The sequence below is a fragment of the Marinospirillum insulare DSM 21763 genome (assembly GCF_000686905.1).
GTDB lineage: Bacteria > Pseudomonadota > Gammaproteobacteria > Pseudomonadales > Halomonadaceae > Marinospirillum > Marinospirillum insulare.
The window spans coordinates 56,347-76,292 of record NZ_JMLW01000016.1 but is presented as its reverse complement, the minus strand read 5'-3'; the positions used below and the strand labels follow the sequence as shown (position 1 = coordinate 76,292).

Below are 19,946 nucleotides of genomic sequence, written 5' to 3'. Positions count from 1 at the left end.
GCAGTAACGATGATGCCTTCTTCATAGAGGTTTTTGCTGATACCCAGCCGTTTGTAACGCTCTTGAATGGTTTCTAGCACCGGTTGCAAAGTGTGGTGTTCTTGCCCTTCGCCAAAGGCTTGTGCATCAATGATAATTTGGTGTTTTTTGTCCACTGAAGCAACACCGTTATAACCTTGAATCGTACCTTTACTGGTCGTCATTTTTGCTGATTGGTTATCGGTAATATTGCTCTTTACTTCGTTGCTGCGTTGCCTTTACCTAACCTTGGCTCATTATTTTTTAAAAAGGCATCTATCTTACCGGCTGCTTTATCCAGCGTTAAAATAGTTTTAACTTGGCGGATAGCACGATCCAGTTCTTCTTCGCTTTCCCAGCTGTCTTTTTTCTGGTGCTCTGTTAAATGGTAGCTAATTAAACGCTTAAGTTTTTGACGCTTTTGTTCCAGTTCTTTAAAGGTACCAGACCATTCTTTGGCGGCATTCGAACGCATTTTACAGCCATCAATGGCAAAGAGTTCATGGCCTAAAAGACCCTGTTCATCACAGACCAGCAGCACTTGTTCAAACAAGGTGGCAATGGCTTGGCTTTGGCTGCTAACAAAATGGGCGATGGTGGTGAAGTGTGGAACGCTGTCGCAGGATAAGGCTTTAAAGATAATGTTAGTTTCGCAGCACCACTGGATTTCACGGCTAGAGGTGATGCCTTTGGAGTAAGCAAATAAGATAATCTTTAACAGAATGGCTGGATCGTAGGCTGGGCGACCTTCGGTATCATTTTTATAAGGCTGGTGAAAAGCAGACAGGTCGAGTTTTTCAGAAATGAGGTAATGCAGAGCAAATTCGAAGGTGCCAAGCTGAAGAAACCCCGCACCAAGGTAAGAAACTTAATCAGACTGGGTGTTCGAGTGCAGGCTGCTGTTGCCTGTGGGATCACCAGCAAAGGCCCTTGGCGCAGCTCCAAAACACCGGGGATCAACCAAGCACTATCGGACGAATATCTGAAGAAAGCCGGGTTGGTATCACTGCGCGATGGATGGATCAAGCTTCACTACTGAGTGAAACGCCCTGTGCGGAGCCAATGGGATGGACTCTTCCTCACCTAACCGGCATCGATGTGCCAAAATGGTGAGTAGGTTAAAAACCATCATAACTATGAGGAGAAGTCCAGATGACCATTATCCGTGTCGGTGTTGATATTGCAAAGTCTGTCTTTCATGTTCATGGCGCAGATCGTCAGGGTAAAACCTGCTGGCAAGGAAAATATTCACGCAGCAAATGGCTGGATGCTATCAGTAATAAAGCACCTGCCGGTGCTGAAATCGGCATGGAGGCCTGTGCCTCTTCTCATCACTGGGCGCGTGAGTTGCAAAAGCGTGGTTATCGGGTTCGGTTGATTGCCGCTCAATTTGTTAAACCCTATGTCAAAAGTAACAAGAATGACCGTGTTGATGCTGAGGCCATCTGTGAAGCCATGAGTCGCCCCAACATGCGCTTTGTCACCCCAAAATCGGTTGAGCAGCAGGATATCCAGGCCATGCATCGCATTCGGGAAGAACTGGTTGCTCAGCGCACGGCCAAGGCTAACCAAATTCGTGGATTGGTCGGTGAATACGGCATTATTGCTCCTATTGGCATTCATCAGCTGAGACTTGCCCTGCCCAACTGGTTAGAAGATGCAGAAAATGGTCTCACTTATCCTTTCCGGCAATTGCTGAGCGATCTCGCAGAAGACCTTCGCTATCTTGATGGTCGTGTTCAAAAGCTGGATGAACAAATCCGTGAGAGCGTTCAATGTGATCCGGTTGCTAAGCGTTTAATGACACTGCGCGGTGTTGGTCCCTTAATTGCCAGCGCCCTTTCAGGAGCACTTGGCGATGGAAAAGCCTTTAAAAAAGGCCGTGATTTTGCAGCCTCTCTGGGATTGACGCCCAGACAACATAGTACTGGTGGCAGAGATCGACTATTGGGCATTAGCAAACGGGGTGACAGCTATTTACGCAAATTACTGGTGCATGGGGCAAGAGCAGTATTGCGACATGCGACCAACAAAGAAGATGGCCTGAGTCGCTGGTTAAAAGGCCTAGCTTCCAGGAAACACACCAATGTGGCGGTGGTCGCTTTAGCCAACAAAACAGCTCGTATTGCTTGGGCTTTAATTTACAAGAAAGTTGATTATGACGAAGCTCTGGCAGCGGCTTGAGTGTTCGATTGTAGATAGCAACAAAACAAAGCGTTAAACAGGAGTCATACCTCACCACGATTGCGTGGCACTTTGATTGATGGCGAACAGGTCGAACCGGCACTGGAAAAACCCTTTGCATGCGGAGAGCCTTGAGCTCGTGGAGCCAATTGGGAGCCAGTGCGCGAATAGCCCATCAGGGTCCGATGCCTCGCAACGGCATCATTAATGAGACCGGATACACGTAGGCAGTCGTACCTTTGCTTCGATCAAACAAAGTGCTTGCAATAGAGGAGGAGTCCATACACGCATGCAGGGTGTTGTGGGGGCTGGGGGCTAGACACCCCCGGCTACCCGATTAGGTGCATTTATTACTTGCCTCAATTGCTCAATTGTTAGCATTGGATTTTGTTTATGTATTATGCGATGACAGTTTGAGCAAACAACAGCCAGATCTTCAAGTTCTGTTTCAACTATACCATCAGCTTTTGAAAGCTGCTTTAAATGATGAACTTCACAAAATCCTTCGCCAATTTCACCATATGTTTTTTTAAAGTCAAAAGTGCAAACTTCACAACACAGTTTTCCTGCTTTTTTAAGAACCTCTTTTTTCTTTGCTTTTACAAGCGCAGGGTTTCTCTCTCTTTTTAGATGAGTAACAAGCCGTGGGTTTCCCTCTTTACCTGACAAGTATCTATCAACGTCCGGCAACTCATCAAGAAACCCCTTATCTATTAATTTTAAAACTCTAGCCACATGCTTCTTACTTTCAGGAGAATCCGCATACCAGACATTGCTTTGCCCGATACCGCCTTTTACTGCCCTTGGAATTAAGAGGGTTCGCTCTTCAGGAGGCAGTAACGTTGCGTCGCTAGCTAATGCCATTACACGATAGCCATTAACGCCGTTATCTTTTTGTAGTTTTGTTTGTGTTGGTAATGCTTGATACTCACGGTAAACTGTTGCGTTCTTGTACCATCCAACGACTGCCGTTCCGCCAGTTTCAGGGCCAGCTGTCCAAACGACCGTAACCCCAGAAATGCATTCATCTTCTTTTTCTGCGCCAAGTTTTTCTATTTTTATTTGGCCAGTTGGCTGAACATAACCATAAACATTCCCTCGAATAGCGCTAAAATTACATACCTCGTGGCCTGTTTCATTTTTATTATATGAGCCACCACGCTCAATTGAATCGCCTTTAATTCCATTGTATTTTTGCATCCAGCCAATATTGCAAAATAGTATTTTCATATGAGCCGCTTAACATTCTGGCTCCAATAAACTGCTTACTACCTGCTTATAGCACTCCACTAATTCTTGGACAGAGTGTACTGCGTAATAACTCAGCATGGGTGGTGCCTGTGTTTCTCTTGAAGCAATTAAGTATGTAATAAGTGGGTTACGAAATTTTAAAGTTGCTTCTAGTGCTAAAGCTGTAGGTAAGCGTTCTGGCCTTATACGATCTAACCTAGTTTGCTTGCGCAAGTCATTAAGAGCGGAATATATCAAAGACTTAGCTTCATCTAACTTAAGCTCAAATACCGCTTCAAAATTCAAAAACTTATCAATAGATAGCTCTGAAAGCCAGCTTGCTATTGGTTCAGGCAAAGGTAATAAAAGCTGGTTAGCAACGGGCTGAAAATATTGCTGTTGGTCTGCATCAGGTTTAAAAGAGTTTTGGGGTAATTTAATGGGCCGCCTATAAAATCCATTCTCTTGAAAACCACCTTCTTTACCCAACTTTACTTGCCAAAGATCATCAAGGTTGAACCCAGTAAGATACATTAGGCCTATTAACCCTGCTGCCATAGACTCATGCTTGGAATGACTAGCTATTTTTTCTTTAATAAATTTAACCAAGCTTAGACGTTCCACCTTGGTAAATCTTCCATAGTCATTAGGCACTAATTTTTCTACACGACTTAACCAATAGCGACTCTCAGCTAAACTTTGCTCAACTTCAATATCTAAAGACTGAAAATCTGCAGTACCTTGCTCTTCTGAATCTTGATCTGAAAAAAAATAAACTAGATTTTGCTGATTGGGCTCATTGAGATGCTCATTATCAATAAAGTCCCTAGTAAAAACACTCCAAATTGAACCGTTATTTCCATCAGGCAACGGCGTTGTATTATTTTTTATTTTTGGCTGCAGTGAAAGCAGAGGTAGAGGTTTTAGTTCTGGTTTAGGTGTTAGCTTAACTGAACCAATTAGTGATGGTGTTTCACTAATCCTTTTTAGCGCATTATGGAGTTCACGATCCTGATCTAAAGCGCTGGTAACTTTTGGGTGGTTAAGAAATCCTTTAAGCTTTTCATGGTAGTCATCAAAGGTGCTCAGCTTTGGAAATGCTTTAATCAACCGAATCCACCTAGACTTGGGAGAAATAGCTCTGCGAAGATGAGTGGCACATGTGTCTAACTGATGATCTTCATTCCTATGAATTAAGTGATATAAAAATAAAGCCTTTAATCCGACCGCTTGATCACTGCTATGGAAATTAGACGGCTGTAAAATAAAAGCTGGAATCGGGTAAATCTCCAGCTTTCCACCCATAGGGTTTCCTCCTGAGCGGGTTTTAGCATGATCATCCCACCGATACTCTTCACCTTTTTTATTTATCTCATCAAGAGTTTCTAGCCATATTTTAATTTTTTCTGAGGAGGGTAAAAGAGCCATGAGATCCAATAGCTCAGTAACAAGGTTTTTTTCTGCAGTAAAGTTTTCATCTATAGAAAATGCTTTTTCTATTTCGTAAGCGCAAGAAAGGTATTTATCATCGCTAGCCAAAAGAGCGACTAGTTTTCCATGATTGTTTTCATGTTTTTTTGCTGGATTAAGCATTGGCAAAGATACCTTTCAAAATCCTAATTACTCTTGTTGTAAGCAGCTGAAGCTTACTAAAAAAGTAAAATTTTTGTTGTGAAGGTATCATAATCTAATGCAAATCTTGTGACAAGATTTGTGACAAGATTTGTGACAATTGACAAAACATAAGAAATTATAGCAAAAGCGTGAAGGGTCAATTTGTCACTAATCGGTGTTAATAGATTCTATATAATTCAGTGAGTTAGGCATAAATACACAAATCAACAACTATTAACACCAATTTTTAAGCACTTTAAAACGACTATAAAAAATGCACTCATAATGACCTGTTCAAATCAGGGCATAGCCACCAAATTAAGCTTGCTTAGTAAGCTTACTAGATGTTCCCGAATAGCTCAGTCGGTAGAGCAGTAGACTGTTAATCTATTGGTCGCAGGTTCAAGTCCTGCTTCGGGAGCCAAAGGGCTTAATCTTATCTAAAAAATTCCCAAAACCCATCTTTTAAATAATACTTTTTAAGCTAACTACTGGCTTAAAAAAGAGTATTTTTTGTCGTTTAAAAATTGTCTCTAAAAAGCTCTGTGACAAATCTGTGACAAATTTGTGACAACGCCTACAATTACCCAATATTCAAAACTTAAAAATTGAGCACATCACTGGATCTGTCACTAAAGCAGGTTTTAAATAACATTCCGTGAGTCCAAGATGCAGCTAGTCACTTAAAGCCTCTAAAAGTACGCTTAACTGGCTCTTTACCTAAATAAGTCTCAATTAGCTATTCATTGCTTCGGGTAGCACACTAAGCATAATTTAAGTTTTGCATTATCAGCACCTAGATTAGAGTTAAAACAGCTTAAGGCTTGACCTTAAGAATTTTTAAACTAGAATGTAGGCCGTTGTTGAGTAAAGCCTTTTAGGCAAAAGATGTTCCCGAATAGCTCAGTCGGTAGAGCAGTAGACTGTTAATCTATTGGTCACAGGTTCAAGTCCTGTTTCGGGAGCCAACTCAATAACACTGTAAGGTTTAAGTATGTTCCCGAATAGCTCAGTCGGTAGAGCAGTAGACTGTTAATCTATTGGTCGCAGGTTCAAGTCCTGCTTCGGGAGCCACTTAAACTTACTCACCATCCCACCTACTAATAAAAGCCTGCAATGCCTGCCCTAAATACCAAGCATCTTTGCTACCGGCTGTTTCGCGTATAGAATGCATTGCCCACTGTGGCGCACCCACATCTACCACTCTCACACCCAACTTAGTTGCCGCAATAGGTCCAATGGTACTGCCACAACCCATATCTGACCTAACCACAAAATGTTGGTAAGGCACTTTAGCTAGGTCACAAAAACTACTAAATAATGCGCTAGTTTCGCTGGTGGTGGCATAGCGTTGGTTAGCATTCACTTTAATGACCGGGCCAGCATTAATTTTAGGGCCATGGTTTTCATCGTGTTTGTCAGCATAGTTAGGGTGAAGAGCATGAGCATTATCACAAGAAATCATCAACGAGCGGGCCAACATACGCTGATACTTTTGCTCTTCCCCTGCTAAACGGCGCAACACACTTTCTAAAAAAGGCCCTTCAGCACCTATGGCTGAAGCGCTACCTACTTCTTCATGGTCATTACACACTAATAAAGAGGTGGCTTGCTGAGGCGTATCAACAGCCAGCATAGCTTGCAAGCCTGTGTAACAAGACAAAAGATTATCTAAGCGTGCAGAACTAATAAACTCATCATTTAAGCCAACTAAAGCGGGTGGCTGGGTATCATAAAAGCACAAGTCATAATCAATGACTTCATCCACTCGATAGCCCTCACGACCCAACCAACTTGCCAGCAGCTTACGAAAAACCAAGCTGGGATTATCCGATGATTTTAGCCCTACAACTGGTGGTAAATGTAGCTGAGCATTAACCTCAGAGTTTTTGTTAGCATCACGGTTAAGGTGAATGGCTAAAGAAGGAATAACGGCTAAGGGCTTTTCTACATTAATAAGTGCCGCTTGTAGCTTTCCTGAATCATTACGGAAGTGAACCTGTCCAGCTAAAGACAAATCACGATCAAACCAGGGGTGTAATAAAGCTCCACCATAAACCTCAACACCTAGCTGTAAACAACCATGACGCAATACTTCTGCTTGAGGTTTTACTTTTAAACAAGGGCTATCAGTATGTGCACCCAGCATACGCACACCACTTTCAGCAAGGCTTTGCTCACCTAAACGAAACGCTATCAGTGAGCTACTGCCACGAACCAGCCAATAACCCTGTCCGGGTTGTAATTGCCAGTCATCGCCTTCATTTAAAGCTTGGTAACCCGCTTCTTCTAACTGACGAACCATAGTAGCCACTGCATGGGCAGGACTTGGCGAGGACTGTAAGAAACTAATTAAACCCTGATTAAACACTGCTTGCTGTTGAGTCACTTGATTATTACCTGTATTTAATAGCTATTTTAAAGCTCTGCTTTACGGTGTTTTTTTTGTGCCATCCTTGGCATGATGCGTTATGCTTGAGCCAAGACATTAAACTTATTTTGAATTTAGTAATCTATACCTGATAGTTTTAAATCTGTTTTAGGAGTAAGACCTGATGCACACGCACTTAATGCGTGGTTTGATGATTTGTTTGCTAACGCTTGGCCTTTCGCCTCTTGTTAGTGCTGCAGATTCTTCCACACGCCAGTATACACCGCTTGAAGAGTTGCAGCCCTCCGCTGCGCATCGTAAGGCTGCTCGAGAAATTACCCGCACCATGACACGCCAGCATTTTGCTGATGTCACTCTAGACAAAGCCTTAGAAGAGCAAACTTTACAAAATTATTTAAAGCAGTTAGATCATAGCAAATCTTTACTAACTGCCAAACAAGCTCAAGCAATTCTTAAAAATACCGCAGCCATTGAAAATGCTTTGGTTAAAGGTGATTTAGCCTATCCTTTTGAGCTTTTTGTGCAGGTCACTGAAAAGCAAATGCAGCGCTTAGAAAAAAATTTAGACCAACTAAAAAATAACCTAAGTGACTTTAACTTTGAACAAGACCAGCGCTTTTATCCTGATCGTCGTGATATGGACTGGCCACAAACAACTGCCGAATTAGATACCTATTGGCAAGAACGCATGACTCACGAGCTATTAAACCTAATGGCAGCCAAAAAAAGCCCTGAAGAAGCCCGTGACTTGTTAGTGCGTCGTTACCAAAACCAGCTTAACCGTATTCGCCAAACCAATAGTGATGATATTTTTCAAGGCTTTATGAACGCTTTTACAACAAGCGTTGATCCTCACACTAATTACTTTTCACCCCGCCGCAGCGAAAGCTTCAATATTCAAATGAAGCTTTCCTTAGATGGCATAGGTGCCATGCTGCAAATTGAAAATGAATTTACCAAGGTGGTTAGCCTGGTACCAGGTGGCCCTGCAGATAAGCAGGGAGAGTTAAAGCCAACTGACCAAATTTTAGGTGTTGGTCAGGGTACAGATGAAATTGAAAATGTGATTGGCTGGCGTTTAGATGAAGTTGTTGACTTAATTCGTGGCCCTCGTGGCTCTATTGTTCGCTTAGAAGTACAAGCAGCCGATACAACCAACCATCGCATTATTGAAATTGAGCGTAACGCTGTGCAGTTAGAAGATCAGGCTGCTAGCAAAAAAATTATAGAAACCACTTTAAATGGTGAAACGCGTCGGATAGGTGTGATTGAAATACCTACTTTTTATCTAGACTTTGAAGGCCAACGCACCAACAAAAAAGACTTCCGTAGCACTACGCGTGATGTAGCCCGTTTAATTGATGAGCTAGAAGAAGAAAGCATTGATGGTCTAGTCATCGATTTACGTAATAATGGTGGTGGTGCTTTGCAAGAAGCCAACAGCCTAGTGGGTTTATTTATCTCTCGTGGCCCTACAGTACAAATTCGCGATTCAGATGGCCGTGTCAATATTCTTGGCGATAGCGGAGGCGTAACCCATTACTCTGGTCCTTTAGCAGTGGTTATTAACCGCTTGTCTGCTTCCGCTTCAGAAATTTTTGCAGGCGCCATTCAAGATTATGGCCGTGGGTTGGTGGTAGGTGAGCAATCCTTTGGTAAAGGCACCGTACAAACCATTATGGATTTAAGCTACGGTCAGCTAAAAATTACCCGCGCTAAGTTCTACCGTGTTTCTGGTGATAGCACTCAGCACCGTGGCATAGTGCCAGACATTCTTTTCCCACCCTTGTTTGATGCTAAAGAAATTGGTGAAAGCTCTTCACCCAATGCTTTGCCTTGGGATCAGGTAAAAGCTATTTTGCCGCCTCGCCAGTCGTTAATAAAAAGTGCTTTAGATAAGCTGATTTCAAGCCATGAAGAACGCACTAAAAAAGACCCTAACTTTTTATTCCTTGCTGAACAGTCCGACTGGTTAGTTCGTCATGAAGGCTCTACAGGCATTAGCTTAAATCAAAAGCAACGTAAGTTAGAGCAAGAGCAAGAGCAAGATGAACAAGAACACCTTGCTATGGAGAACCGTCGCCGTAAAGGTTTAGGTTTACCTCTGCTAACCAAGCTAGATGAAGAGTCTGACGAAGAGTCTACAGATAAAAAGGTAACGCCCCTAGACACAGCAATACTTGAAGAAGCTGGGCGCATCTTACTAGACTTTTCTCAAATTCAAACCAGTCAACGCTAAGCAATAAAAGCAGTCTGCCATTAGGCAGGCTGCTAGTTTTGTGCTTCTCCTGCTTCTCTTGGCAAACGTCCCCAACCCGCTGGCTGCTTGCGTTTAAGTAAAAACACTTCTTCAATCACACCGTCTTGGCGCGTTTTGCTTAGCAGCTGCTCAAGTATAAAGTTAGTAGCGTAAAGCTCTGCGACTTCTTCTGCTGACACATTAAAAGGTGGCATGAGTTGTTCTTGAGGTGCTTGGCGAGTGATCAACAGCATTTTTGCACCTGGCTTTAAACAGTTAGCTAAAAACAAGGCATAGTTTTGTCTTGCGGCACGCGGCAAGGCTATCAATGCAGCTCGATCATAAACGGCATCAACTGAACGCAGCATATCTGGCTCTAAATGCATGATGTCTCCAGCCACAAACAGTAAACGCCCCTGCCAGGCTAGTTTAAGCTTATTTTCTTGAGTAAAACGTACGGGCTCGTCATGGGTGACTAGGTAATCTTCCTGTGCTTTTTCTGCAATATCTGCTCCTATTACTTCGTGTCCTTCTGAAAGCAACCAATCCATATCTAAGCTTTTTCCACACAAGGGAACAAACACTCGACTTGTAGGCACTAGCTGAAGCCTTTGCCAAAAACGCTGCAAATGTTGATTGACTTCCGGTTGATGAAAGCCCAAATCTTCATTGCGCCAAACATCTTCCCAATAATCTTTATCCACACAACCTCCAAAAAAACTATATTTTAAGAGTAACTATCCACATTGCCTGTGGATAAACCTGGGCACATCCTAAGGGCAACTGGCTCAACAGCTGATACACTAGCCAATATAACAAACTGACGAATTTTTGTTCACTAGCACTTAGGTGCCTTCCCTCTGTATAATTCACTCATCAATTCTTAAAGGTCTTGTTTTGTCTCATGTCTGAAGTTAGCAATCCAACCATTACTAAAAAACTCTTTATAAAAACTCACGGCTGCCAGATGAATGAATACGATTCATCGCGTATGGCTGACTTGCTGGGTGTGTCACATCAATTAGAACTGACTGATGACGAAAATGAAGCAGATGTTATTTTGTTAAATACCTGCTCAATTCGTGAAAAAGCACAAGAAAGGGTGTTTCACCAGCTGGGCCGCTGGAGGCATTTAAAAGAACAGAACCCTGATTTACTGATAGGTGTAGGCGGCTGTGTTGCTAGCCAAGAAGGCGAGAATATTCGTAAGCGAGCACCGCTAGTAGACTTAGTATTTGGGCCACAAACCCTACACCGTGTGCCCGAAATGATTGATGCCACTCGTTCTACTAAAATTCCGGTGGTTGATGTTACCTTCCCTGAAATTGAGAAGTTCGACAACCTACCTGCACCTCAAGTTGATGGAGTTAGTGCGTACCTATCAATTATGGAAGGTTGTTCTAAGTATTGTACTTTTTGCGTAGTGCCCTATACGCGTGGTGAAGAGGTGTCCCGACCTTTTGAAGACGTCATGCTGGAAGTGCAACAACTAGCCAACCAGGGTGTAAAAGAAATTAATCTACTGGGTCAAAATGTTAATGCCTACCGTGGGCTTAACCACCAAGAAGATGAAATAGATTTAGCCGAGCTGATTACCTGCGTTGCTGCGGTCGAGGGCATCGACAGAATTCGTTTCACTACCTCTCACCCTGTAGAGTTTTCTGATAGTTTAATTGAGGTTTATAAACAGGTACCCGAGCTGGTTAGCCACTTACATCTACCCGTTCAATCTGGTTCAGATACTATTTTAGCAGCCATGAAGCGTGGGCATACCCGTGCTGAATACGTTGAAAAAATGCAGCGTATTCGTGCTAACCGTCCAGACATCAGCTTTTCTTCAGACTTTATTGTTGGTTTTCCTGGTGAAACCGATGAAGACTTTGCTCAAACCATGGACTTAATCGCCGAACTCGACTTTGATATTTCTTTTTCTTTTATTTACAGCGCCCGCCCAGGTACTCCTGCAGCCGATTTAGCCGATGACCTGCCCGAAGCAGTAAAAAAACAGCGTCTACATATTTTACAGGCACGCATTACTCAGCAAGCCATGCAAATAAGTCGTCGTATGCTAGGTAGCAAGCAGCGTATTTTGGTAACAGGTTTAGCAACCAAAGACCCTGGGCAGTTTACTGGTCGTACAGAAAACAATCGAATTGTTAATGTAAGCTGCGACAACCCAACCGATTACATTGGCCAATTTGTCGATGTTATTATCGAAGATGTCTACACCAACTCTTTGCGTGGCCGCTTAGCGGACTAAGGATTTTTTTACTTTTGAACAAACAGCAAAACACCCCAGCTATTGAAGACCCACTGCCCGGGCAGCGCATTATTCAGCTATCTTTACTGCCCTTAGACAGTCAGCGTTTAGCTAATCTTTGTGGCTTACAAAATGACCACTTAAAGTTAATAGAAAAGCGCCTAGGGGTAAGTTTACGCAACCGAGGGCATGACTTTGAAATTAGTGGTGAAGCCAGGCGCACTCAGGTTGCTGCAGCCATGCTTGAGCAGCTTTATAAAGAAACCGCCAGTGAAGAGCTTGAACCTGAAAGTATTCACCTACACATTCAAGAAGCGGGATTAGCAGCTTTAGAAGAGGAAGGAATCAAGGATAGCGCCACTGCTACCGCTATCCGCACCCCTAAAGTGAATGTGCGCCCCCGCGGGATAAACCAACAAGCCTATGTAGCAACCCTTCGCCAGCAAGATATTAATTTTGGCATAGGCCCTGCGGGTACGGGTAAAACTTATTTAGCCGTTGCTTGTGCTGTAGAAGCCTTAATGAAAGATGAGGTTCGCCGTATTTTATTAGTGCGCCCAGCCGTTGAAGCAGGTGAAAAACTTGGCTTTTTACCTGGCGACTTAGCACAAAAAATTGATCCTTACCTACGCCCTCTTTACGATGCTTTGTACGAAATGCTTGGCTTTGAGCAAGTCAGTAAAATGATAGAAAAAAACATTATTGAAGTGGCACCCCTAGCTTTTATGCGTGGTCGTACATTAAATAATGCTTTTGTTATTTTAGATGAAAGCCAAAACACCACTCGCGAACAAATGAAAATGTTTTTAACTCGCATAGGTTTTGGTACCACGGCGGTTATTACCGGTGACGTTACCCAAATAGACTTACCGCGCGGCACTCATTCAGGTTTAACCCACGTTATGACAGTGCTACAAGATGTGGCTGGCATAGGTATAACCCATTTTGAAAACCGTGATGTAGTACGCCACCCACTGGTTCAGCGTATTGTTGAAGCCTACGACCTAGCCGAAAAGCGAACCTCTAACCATGAGCACTAAACCCTCTCCCTTGTGGCTAGATTTACAACTAGCTACGCAACAGCCTGAACTCTGCCCAGCTGAAGCAGAGCTCTTAGCCTGGGCTAGTCTTGCTCTACAAAAAACACTGCCGCCAGAAACCGAGCTTACCCTGCGCATTGTTGATGAAGCAGAAAGCCAGCAATTAAATAAGGATTACCGAGGCAAAAACCAGCCAACTAACGTCTTATCTTTTCCCTTTGAAACCCCCATTGATTTACCTGCCGAAGCTGGGGTAAGTTTACTAGGTGACCTAGTCATCTGTTTACCTAAGGTTATCCAAGAAGCTGCTGAACAACAAAAGCCCAGTTTAAATCATTGGGCTCATTTGGTTATTCATGGCGTATTGCACTTGCAAGGCTACGACCACGAAACAGACACTGAAGCCGAGCTAATGGAAAGTATAGAAATTGCTTTGCTCGCTAAACTAGGTATTAACAATCCTTATATCAGCAACAATACTGCAGGTTGATTAACAAAGAACATGAACGAAGACCGATCTAGTCAGGCGCAAGCCCATAAAAACTGGTTTGATAAACTCTTAGGTGCTTTTTCTGCGGAACCCAGTAACCGTACAGAGTTGTTAGGCTTCCTTAAAGATGCCTCAGATAGACAGCTCATTGCTAATGATGCCCTCACCATTATTGAAGGTGCCTTACAGTTAAGCGATATGCAGGTTGGTGATGTAATGATTCCTCGCTCGCACATGACTGTAGTCAAAATTGATCAACACCCCCGCGAATTTCTTTCTAAATTAATTGAATCTGCCCACTCGCGCTTTCCTGTTATAGGTGAAACCTCAGATGAGGTTTTAGGTATTCTTTTAGCTAAAGATTTACTTCCCCTTATTGTTGACCACCAAGCAATGGAAGCTTTCGATATTCGCCAAGTATTACGTCAAGTGGCTTTTGTTCCTGAGTACAAGGGGCTTTATTCCATGTTACGTGAGTTCCGAGAAACTCATAACCACATGGCTATAGTGGTAGATGAATATGGCGGAACCGCTGGACTGGTGACGATAGAAGATGTTTTAGAAGAAATTGTTGGTGAAATTGAAGACGAGCATGACGTTGAAGAAGAAGCGGATATTCGTCCTGTAGAGGCAGGCAACTACCTTATTAAAGCACTCACACCTATAGAAGACTTTAATGACTATTTTAACGTCGATTTTAACGACGAAGAATTTGATACCCTAAGCGGTATTTTGATGCAGAAGTTTGGTCACCTACCTAGGCGCGGTGAAAGCGTTGTTATTTCTGGGTTTGAATTTACCGTTATTAATGCAGATAATCGTCGCATTCGCTTATTGCAAGCACGCCGTTTAAGCCATGCAGAAATTACTGAGCTTCCTGAGCAGGATTAATTTTTTGTTAAAAATCTTTAAGTCATCCCTAGCTGGCCACTTTTTTGCGTTAATAGCAGGTGGATCACTCAGCCTAGCTTTTGCTCCTTTTAACCTTTGGCTGGTCAGCTTTTTTGTTCCTGTCATTTTTTGGCTGTTACTTAAAAACCTAACCAGTAAACAAGCCATTTTACGCGGCTGGTTATTTGGGTTAGGCGTGTTTGGTGCTGGAGCCTCTTGGGTTTATGTTAGTATTCATGAGCACAGTGGTACCCCAACCTTTATAGCCATTACGCTTACTTGGGCGTTTGTTGCGGGTCTAGCTTGTTTGTTTGCTCTACAAGCTTGGCTTTGGACACGCTGGTTAGATAAAACCAACCCACTTGTTAGCTGGCCTGCTTTATGGGTGTTAATGGAAGCTTTACGCAGCTGGTTATTTACTGGCTTCCCTTGGTTATTATTAGGTACTGCCCACCTAGAAACGCCTTATAGTGGTTGGGCGCCTGTAATGGGTGTTTATGGTTTAACAGCTATTAGCGTATTAAGTGGCATGCTTATTTACACCTGTTTTAAACCTACGCTAGGCCACTGGCAAAGAGGGCTTAGTTTTAGTTTATTTATTACTTTGCTTTTGGGTGGTGTTTATTTACAAGAAAAACAATGGACACACGCCTATGGCAGCCCCATTACGCTTGGTTTAGTGCAAGGAAACATAGCCCAAGAAGATAAATGGCAAGCCTCCAAACAAAATGAAATTATCCAAAACTACTTAAGCCTCAGCTATGAATTAGGTGAAGTAGATCAACTTATTTGGCCAGAAACAGCCTTGCCTTTATTACCTCATCAAGCAGAGCCTTATTTAAACCTTGCCTTGAAAGAAGCAGGCGAAAATGCTGGTTTAATTTCTGGGCTCATTTCTTTATCGCCTAGCCAAAAAAATTACCAAAATAGCTTGTACACTGCGGGTGAATCTAAGGGTAATTACCATAAAATAAAGCTAGTACCCTTTGGTGAGTTTTTACCTTTTGAAGCACAGCTGCGTGGTCTTATCGATTTTTTTGATTTACCTATGTCTAGTTTCGTACCAGGTGAAGAGCACCCTGCTAAGCTTACAGCTGGAAAAACTCAGGTGGCACCCTTAATTTGTTACGAAGTGGCTTACCCAGACTTTTCAGCTAAACAGGCGCTTAATACCCAGTGGCTATTAACGGTTTCTAATGATGCTTGGTTTGGTCGTTCCCTAGGGCCTTTACAGCATTTTGAAATGGCCCGTTTTAGAGCCTTAGAAACAGCCAGACCTATGGCAAGAGTGACCAATAACGGGATTACTGCACTCATTGATCATCAAGGTCAGGTTATTAAAAAGCTTCCACAATTTGTTACAGCAACTTTAAAAGGTGAGCTACAACCCCGTGAAGGAAACACCCCTTTTATGCTAACAGGGAGCCTACCCTTATGGATTTTTTGCCTACTGCTGATTGAATGGCAGAGATACTTACTCTATCGAAAGACCTCTAAGCGCAAACATAAGTACATATAAAATACACGTTATTTCCCTTGAGTTTTCTTTGACTTGTATCATAATATGCGACTTAATTAGCGCTCTTTAATGTAACCAGTTTGAATCTAAGACCACCTATTATGGGTGGCACATTAAAAACGCTTTCTATTTTTCGTTTTAATGTGAGATACCAGAGCACAATGAAAACCAACCTTCCTATCACTCAAAATGAATGCAAGTTTGCTGAAGACGCTCGCCTAGTTTCAACAACCGATTTAAAAGGCATTATTACTTATGCCAACCCAGATTTTTGCAAGGTTAGTGGTTTTAGTCTTGAAGAATTAGTGGGTAAAAGCCATAACCTAGTGCGTCATCCAGATATGCCACCCCTTGCATTTAAAGAGTTTTGGGCTGCCTTAAAACAAGGTAAATCTTGGTATGGTGTAGTAAAAAACCGCTGTAAAAATGGTGATTATTATTGGGTCGATGCTTATGCCACACCTATTTACCAAGATAATAAAATTGTAGGCTATCAATCAGTCCGCACCCAACCTTCAAATGCCAGAAAAATAAATGCCGAAGCCATTTATAAAAAGCTGAATTCAGGTAAAAACCCAGCCGTTAAAAGCCAGCCCATCATCCATACTCAACTCCTAGCCTTAGCTCTTGTTTCACCTTTATTAAGTGGCTTACTTACTTATTTTATGCCGCACTACGCTTTACTTTGGCTTAGCTTAATTCCATTAGTAGCACTAACTTTTACTTGGTTTAGTTTGTCACCCCTACGCAAACTTCAAAAGCTTAGTTTGAAAATAATTAACAACCCCACAGCACAAAAAATATTTACTAAACGCCGTGATGAAACCGCTTCCTCTGAACTGGCTTTTTACGCCTATAGAGCGCAAACACGCACTATTTTAGGTCGTTTATCTAATACACTGAATGTTATTGGTGAGGTAATGAATAAGCTCACCACTCAAATTACCAATAATACTGAGTCCTTAAACCAGCAGGAGCAAGATTTAGCTCTAATAGCTACTGCTATTCATGAGATGTCTGCTAGTGTTCGTGAAATTGACCAGAATGTAACTGCCAACTCTGAGCATTTAAATACTTCTAGTCAGGTGTTTTCTAATGCTTATGAAGACATTTCGAGCACTGCAAATTCCATTCAAACCGTTTGTACTGAGCTGCATGAAACTTCTGATGAGGTCAATAAATTAAGTTTGGCAAGCCAAGAAGTAGACCGAATTATGCAGCAAATTGCTGGTATTTCTGAGCAAACCAACCTGCTAGCCCTTAATGCAGCCATAGAAGCTGCGCGTGCAGGTGATGCTGGGCGAGGTTTTGCAGTGGTGGCTGATGAGGTACGTCAATTAGCTGCTCTAACCCATTCCTCTACGGAAGATACCCATACAACCCTAGAGCAAATTCGTGTAACAGTTAGGCGGGTAGTCGATCGAATGGAACAAAATGAGCTCAGCATTGGAGCCAGTCGCACCCAAATTTTAGATACCTTGCAAAGCTTTACCGATATAGAACAAACCTTTTCTGGTATCAGTAGCAGAGAGATGCAAGTTGCGACTGCAGTTAGCCAACAACGTAATGTGGCTGAGGAAATAGATCAGCGTATAACTTCTATTAACCAGCAAGCAACAACTACTTTAGAAGGTGCAAAACTAGCTAGCGATGCGCTAAAAGAACTGACCACGCAAAGCCGCGAGCTAGAATCGACCATTCGTGCTTTTAATTAAATTTAGTCTGGACAGCGAATAAAAACCCTGCCATCGCAACGGTGGCAAGCATCTAGGCGATGGGTGGCTGCCATTTGAATTTTCTTGTCACAGCTAGAGCAGCGGAAAGTTCCAGCCATAGCCAGCTCGCCAGTATGATAAATAGTTGGATCATCACGGCTTGCCAAGTCTTCTTGCAAGGTACGCGCATCTAGCAAAGATGGGTCGGCCACCTGTTTCAACCAGTAAATAAACTGCTCGCTTAATAGTTGGGTTTCTTGTGCTAGCCAATCACTTACACCCTTACCTGTTTCAACTAAATAAGAGCGTAAATCTTGTAAGTCTCGCTTTAACCAAGCGGTTAATAAGTCTGCTTCTTCACGCGTTAAGCGCTCTATCTCTTGTTCAGTTTCAGCTAGGCGTTCAATCTCTTTCTCTAAATCTAGGGCTTGGCTAGATTTTTCTAGCTCTAGCTTGGTTTCGTATAAGCGCTCAATTAGCTGGTCATAAAGCTCAACTAGGCGTGATGTTTGGTCTGTCATTTGTTTCTCCAAAGACAACAGCGACTTAATAAAATAAACTTAATAGCAATAACAATAACAGAAAACCGGCTAAACCTTTCCAAAAATTAAGTGGGCTGGCTTCATTGGCTGGCTGATTCAGTTGGTTAGCAGCTGGCTTTTTTAAATCATAAATAAATTCTGATAAACGGCGATAGCGTAACTCTGAATTAGGCTGTAAGGCTTTGTGTAGCGGCAAGTCTACCCATGCAGGTAACTCTGGGTTCACTTGAAAAGCTGGCAGGTAGTTCAGATGAGCAAAATCCACCTTAGAATTCAGCTTCTCTAATTGACCAGCATAGGCTTGTTTGCCTGTGAGTATTTCATAGGCTATAGCTGCCACAGAGAATTGATCTGATTTTTGCGTAGGCTCTTTTCCTAAGCGGTATTCAGGCGCAGAGTAGGCGGTTAAACCCACACGCCTCGCTAGGGTAGAAGCAGGTGGTAAGTCATTCATTTTTGCCAGGCTAGCGGCTGCAAAGTCTACCAGTTTAACTAAACCTTGCTTGTCGACCATAATATTTTGGGGATTCAGGTTTTGGTGCAAAACCTCTCGCCTATGCATAGCTCTAACAGCTTTAGTCAACTGCTCTATTAAATCTACCCTTAGCTTAATGTCTGCATCAGGGTTGCCTTTAATCCATTCTTCTAGTGTTCGACCACCCTGCACATATTCCATTAAATAATATAATTGAGTGCGTGGCTTAGAGAGGTCCACCACCTTAGCAACATAGGGGGATGAAACCCGTTCAACAACCCACTGCTGCATTATAAACTGGGCAATAAATTCTTTTTTACGAGCAATACGCGGCGAAGGAGCCTTTAATACTAGGTCACGGTTACTAGCAGCATCATAAACTTTATAAATACGACTCATTGCACTGCGTGATAAAACTTTGGTAACTCGGTAGCCGTCTAACTCATCACCCGGATTCAGCTCTACAGGTACAGGTAAACTTGTATAAGCTTCTCCTAACCCTTCAACGGCTTCTTCGGGCAGCTGATCGACCCTGACTAATTGAAAACAGAAATTATAGCTGGAGTAACCACGGCGACTGGCTTTTTCCATGGCTCTTTTTAAAATTTGGTCACAGGTTAAATTAAGATCATCGGAATACTGACTAATCAGCTGGACAAAATCTGAAGGAACTAGAGTGCCTTTTACAGCCTGGGTAGTAAATAAAAACAGATCACCCTGCTTGGCAGTAAATTTCAAATAATCTATGTCTAGGTTAGGGTCCATACCCATGGCACGAGAGGGGTAGCGGTAACCACCTAAATAGGTGGTGTGTTCTCGGTTAAGTAACTGACAATCAGCGCCCCTTAAACGGTAAACAAGCGTGTCGCCCATGTGAAATAAATGCACTTGCCGACCTAAAAACAGCAATGCACTCATGGAGCTAATATAGCTACCCTTGGTTAAATGGCGATTTTGCGAAAAAAGCCAGCTGTTTAAAGCAGAAAAAACGCGATGAGCGGATGTTTTAACATCCCAGTTATCGGGTGTTGAATAATAGTCAGCTATAAATCCTTTAACACTGGTTTCACCAGCCTGCTTAGCTAAAACATTACGCCAGGTTGAGTCAGCAATAACTGCTGCCACACCTTTTATAGCAAGTTGTGAGTCTTTAGGGTTGGCTACTGCCATGGCTGCACGCGCACTTTGCGGGTCTTGAGCTAAATAAGCTTGACCGTAACTAACTTTTAATTCTTCCTGCTGCATGTGCAAATGCCTTAAACATTGTTAATACTGCGCTAATATTCCTAGTATCCCCCTTGTATCCCCTGCATCTCAAGTGAATTACTCTTATCCCT

Annotated in this window: 15 protein-coding genes, 3 tRNA genes and 1 pseudogene; 12 read left to right on the top strand and 7 right to left on the bottom strand. The window is 42.7% G+C overall.

What is annotated here, in order from left to right; genetic code table 11:
- A pseudogene (locus BP27_RS17580) lies at positions 1 to 862 on the bottom strand (transposase); the annotation flags it as partial.
- Between BP27_RS17580 and BP27_RS0108150 the strand changes: the two are divergent.
- Positions 830 to 1,057 carry a hypothetical protein gene (locus tag BP27_RS0108150; protein WP_027851129.1) on the top strand — a complete coding sequence of 76 codons (228 nt, stop codon included), beginning with the start codon at positions 830 to 832 and terminating at the stop codon, positions 1,055 to 1,057. The pseudogene BP27_RS17580 and the gene BP27_RS0108150 overlap by 33 nt on opposite strands.
- Positions 1,058 to 1,170: 113 nt before the next feature.
- Positions 1,171 to 2,202, top strand: a complete 1,032-nt coding sequence (locus BP27_RS0108145; protein WP_027851128.1) for an IS110 family RNA-guided transposase — start codon at positions 1,171 to 1,173, stop codon at positions 2,200 to 2,202.
- 315 nt (positions 2,203 to 2,517) lie between these two features.
- On the opposite strand, the gene BP27_RS0108140 is transcribed toward BP27_RS0108145, so the two are convergent.
- The gene (locus BP27_RS0108140) at positions 2,518 to 3,432 is read right to left on the bottom strand and encodes an HNH endonuclease (RefSeq protein WP_027851127.1); all 915 of its coding nucleotides are present in this window, start codon (positions 3,430 to 3,432) and stop codon (positions 2,518 to 2,520) included.
- A 9-nt stretch (positions 3,433 to 3,441) separates the two neighbouring features.
- Positions 3,442 to 5,025 carry a hypothetical protein gene (locus BP27_RS0108135; RefSeq protein ID WP_027851126.1) on the bottom strand — a complete coding sequence of 528 codons (1,584 nt, stop codon included), beginning with the start codon at positions 5,023 to 5,025 and terminating at the stop codon, positions 3,442 to 3,444.
- A gap of 369 nt (positions 5,026 to 5,394) precedes the next feature.
- Here BP27_RS0108135 and BP27_RS0108130 point away from each other — a divergent pair.
- The 3 genes from BP27_RS0108130 to BP27_RS0108120 all read left to right on the top strand — a co-directional run bounded on the left by BP27_RS0108130 (position 5,395) and on the right by BP27_RS0108120 (position 6,120).
- Positions 5,395 to 5,470, top strand: a tRNA-Asn gene (locus BP27_RS0108130).
- A gap of 468 nt (positions 5,471 to 5,938) precedes the next feature.
- A tRNA-Asn gene (locus BP27_RS0108125) sits at positions 5,939 to 6,014 on the top strand.
- A gap of 30 nt (positions 6,015 to 6,044) precedes the next feature.
- Positions 6,045 to 6,120, top strand: a tRNA-Asn gene (locus BP27_RS0108120).
- A 7-nt stretch (positions 6,121 to 6,127) separates the two neighbouring features.
- Here BP27_RS0108120 and BP27_RS0108115 read toward each other — a convergent pair.
- The gene (locus BP27_RS0108115; RefSeq protein WP_027851125.1) at positions 6,128 to 7,435 is read right to left on the bottom strand and encodes a M18 family aminopeptidase; all 1,308 of its coding nucleotides are present in this window, start codon (positions 7,433 to 7,435) and stop codon (positions 6,128 to 6,130) included.
- A gap of 166 nt (positions 7,436 to 7,601) precedes the next feature.
- On the opposite strand from BP27_RS0108115, the gene BP27_RS0108110 reads away from it, so the two are divergent.
- Positions 7,602 to 9,677 carry a carboxy terminal-processing peptidase gene (locus BP27_RS0108110; RefSeq protein ID WP_051610459.1) on the top strand — a complete coding sequence of 692 codons (2,076 nt, stop codon included), beginning with the start codon at positions 7,602 to 7,604 and terminating at the stop codon, positions 9,675 to 9,677.
- Between the two features lie 32 nt (positions 9,678 to 9,709).
- On the opposite strand, the gene BP27_RS15705 is transcribed toward BP27_RS0108110, so the two are convergent.
- Positions 9,710 to 10,381 (bottom strand): class I SAM-dependent methyltransferase, encoded by a 672-nt coding sequence (locus tag BP27_RS15705; protein ID WP_036239780.1) that lies wholly within the window; start codon positions 10,379 to 10,381, stop codon positions 9,710 to 9,712.
- Positions 10,382 to 10,605: 224 nt separating this feature from the next.
- On the opposite strand from BP27_RS15705, the gene miaB reads away from it, so the two are divergent.
- From miaB to BP27_RS15695, 6 genes are all read left to right on the top strand, one after another.
- Positions 10,606 to 11,937, top strand: coding sequence for a tRNA (N6-isopentenyl adenosine(37)-C2)-methylthiotransferase MiaB (miaB, locus tag BP27_RS0108100; protein WP_027851123.1), 1,332 nt, complete (start codon positions 10,606 to 10,608; stop codon positions 11,935 to 11,937).
- Positions 11,938 to 11,978: 41 nt separating this feature from the next.
- The gene (locus BP27_RS15700) at positions 11,979 to 12,977 is read left to right on the top strand and encodes a PhoH family protein (RefSeq protein ID WP_036239806.1); all 999 of its coding nucleotides are present in this window, start codon (positions 11,979 to 11,981) and stop codon (positions 12,975 to 12,977) included.
- Positions 12,967 to 13,467 (top strand): rRNA maturation RNase YbeY, encoded by a 501-nt coding sequence (gene ybeY, locus BP27_RS0108090; RefSeq protein WP_027851122.1) that lies wholly within the window; start codon positions 12,967 to 12,969, stop codon positions 13,465 to 13,467. The genes BP27_RS15700 and ybeY overlap by 11 nt, the downstream gene beginning before the upstream one ends.
- A 12-nt stretch (positions 13,468 to 13,479) precedes the next feature.
- The gene (locus tag BP27_RS0108085) at positions 13,480 to 14,358 is read left to right on the top strand and encodes a CorC family transporter (RefSeq protein WP_027851121.1); all 879 of its coding nucleotides are present in this window, start codon (positions 13,480 to 13,482) and stop codon (positions 14,356 to 14,358) included.
- Between the two features lie 4 nt (positions 14,359 to 14,362).
- The gene (gene lnt / locus BP27_RS0108080) at positions 14,363 to 15,877 is read left to right on the top strand and encodes an apolipoprotein N-acyltransferase (RefSeq protein ID WP_027851120.1); all 1,515 of its coding nucleotides are present in this window, start codon (positions 14,363 to 14,365) and stop codon (positions 15,875 to 15,877) included.
- Between the two features lie 161 nt (positions 15,878 to 16,038).
- The gene (locus BP27_RS15695) at positions 16,039 to 17,592 is read left to right on the top strand and encodes a methyl-accepting chemotaxis protein (RefSeq protein WP_160169828.1); all 1,554 of its coding nucleotides are present in this window, start codon (positions 16,039 to 16,041) and stop codon (positions 17,590 to 17,592) included.
- Between the two features lie 2 nt (positions 17,593 to 17,594).
- On the opposite strand, the gene BP27_RS0108070 is transcribed toward BP27_RS15695, so the two are convergent.
- The gene (locus tag BP27_RS0108070; protein WP_027851119.1) at positions 17,595 to 18,113 is read right to left on the bottom strand and encodes a zinc ribbon-containing protein; all 519 of its coding nucleotides are present in this window, start codon (positions 18,111 to 18,113) and stop codon (positions 17,595 to 17,597) included.
- A 25-nt stretch (positions 18,114 to 18,138) separates the two neighbouring features.
- Entirely contained in the window at positions 18,139 to 19,854 is a 1,716-nt protein-coding gene (locus tag BP27_RS0108065; protein WP_027851118.1) for a serine/threonine-protein kinase, read from the bottom strand.
- Positions 19,855 to 19,946: the final 92 nt, after the last annotated feature.

Bases quoted from the DNA above. Each gene is read 5' to 3' on its own strand.
- BP27_RS0108150 (WP_027851129.1), top strand. From the start codon at position 830: ATGCAGAGCAAATTCGAAGGTGCCAAGCTGAAGAAACCCCGCACCAAG.
- BP27_RS0108145 (WP_027851128.1), top strand. From the start codon at position 1,171: ATGACCATTATCCGTGTCGGTGTTGATATTGCAAAGTCTGTCTTTCAT.
- BP27_RS0108140 (WP_027851127.1), bottom strand. From the start codon at position 3,432: ATGAAAATACTATTTTGCAATATTGGCTGGATGCAAAAATACAATGGA.
- BP27_RS0108135 (WP_027851126.1), bottom strand. From the start codon at position 5,025: ATGCTTAATCCAGCAAAAAAACATGAAAACAATCATGGAAAACTAGTC.
- BP27_RS0108110 (WP_051610459.1), top strand. From the start codon at position 7,602: ATGCACACGCACTTAATGCGTGGTTTGATGATTTGTTTGCTAACGCTT.
- ybeY (WP_027851122.1), top strand. From the start codon at position 12,967: ATGAGCACTAAACCCTCTCCCTTGTGGCTAGATTTACAACTAGCTACG.
- BP27_RS0108085 (WP_027851121.1), top strand. From the start codon at position 13,480: ATGAACGAAGACCGATCTAGTCAGGCGCAAGCCCATAAAAACTGGTTT.
- BP27_RS15695 (WP_160169828.1), top strand. From the start codon at position 16,039: ATGAAAACCAACCTTCCTATCACTCAAAATGAATGCAAGTTTGCTGAA.
- BP27_RS0108070 (WP_027851119.1), bottom strand. From the start codon at position 18,113: ATGACAGACCAAACATCACGCCTAGTTGAGCTTTATGACCAGCTAATT.
- BP27_RS0108065 (WP_027851118.1), bottom strand. From the start codon at position 19,854: ATGCAGCAGGAAGAATTAAAAGTTAGTTACGGTCAAGCTTATTTAGCT.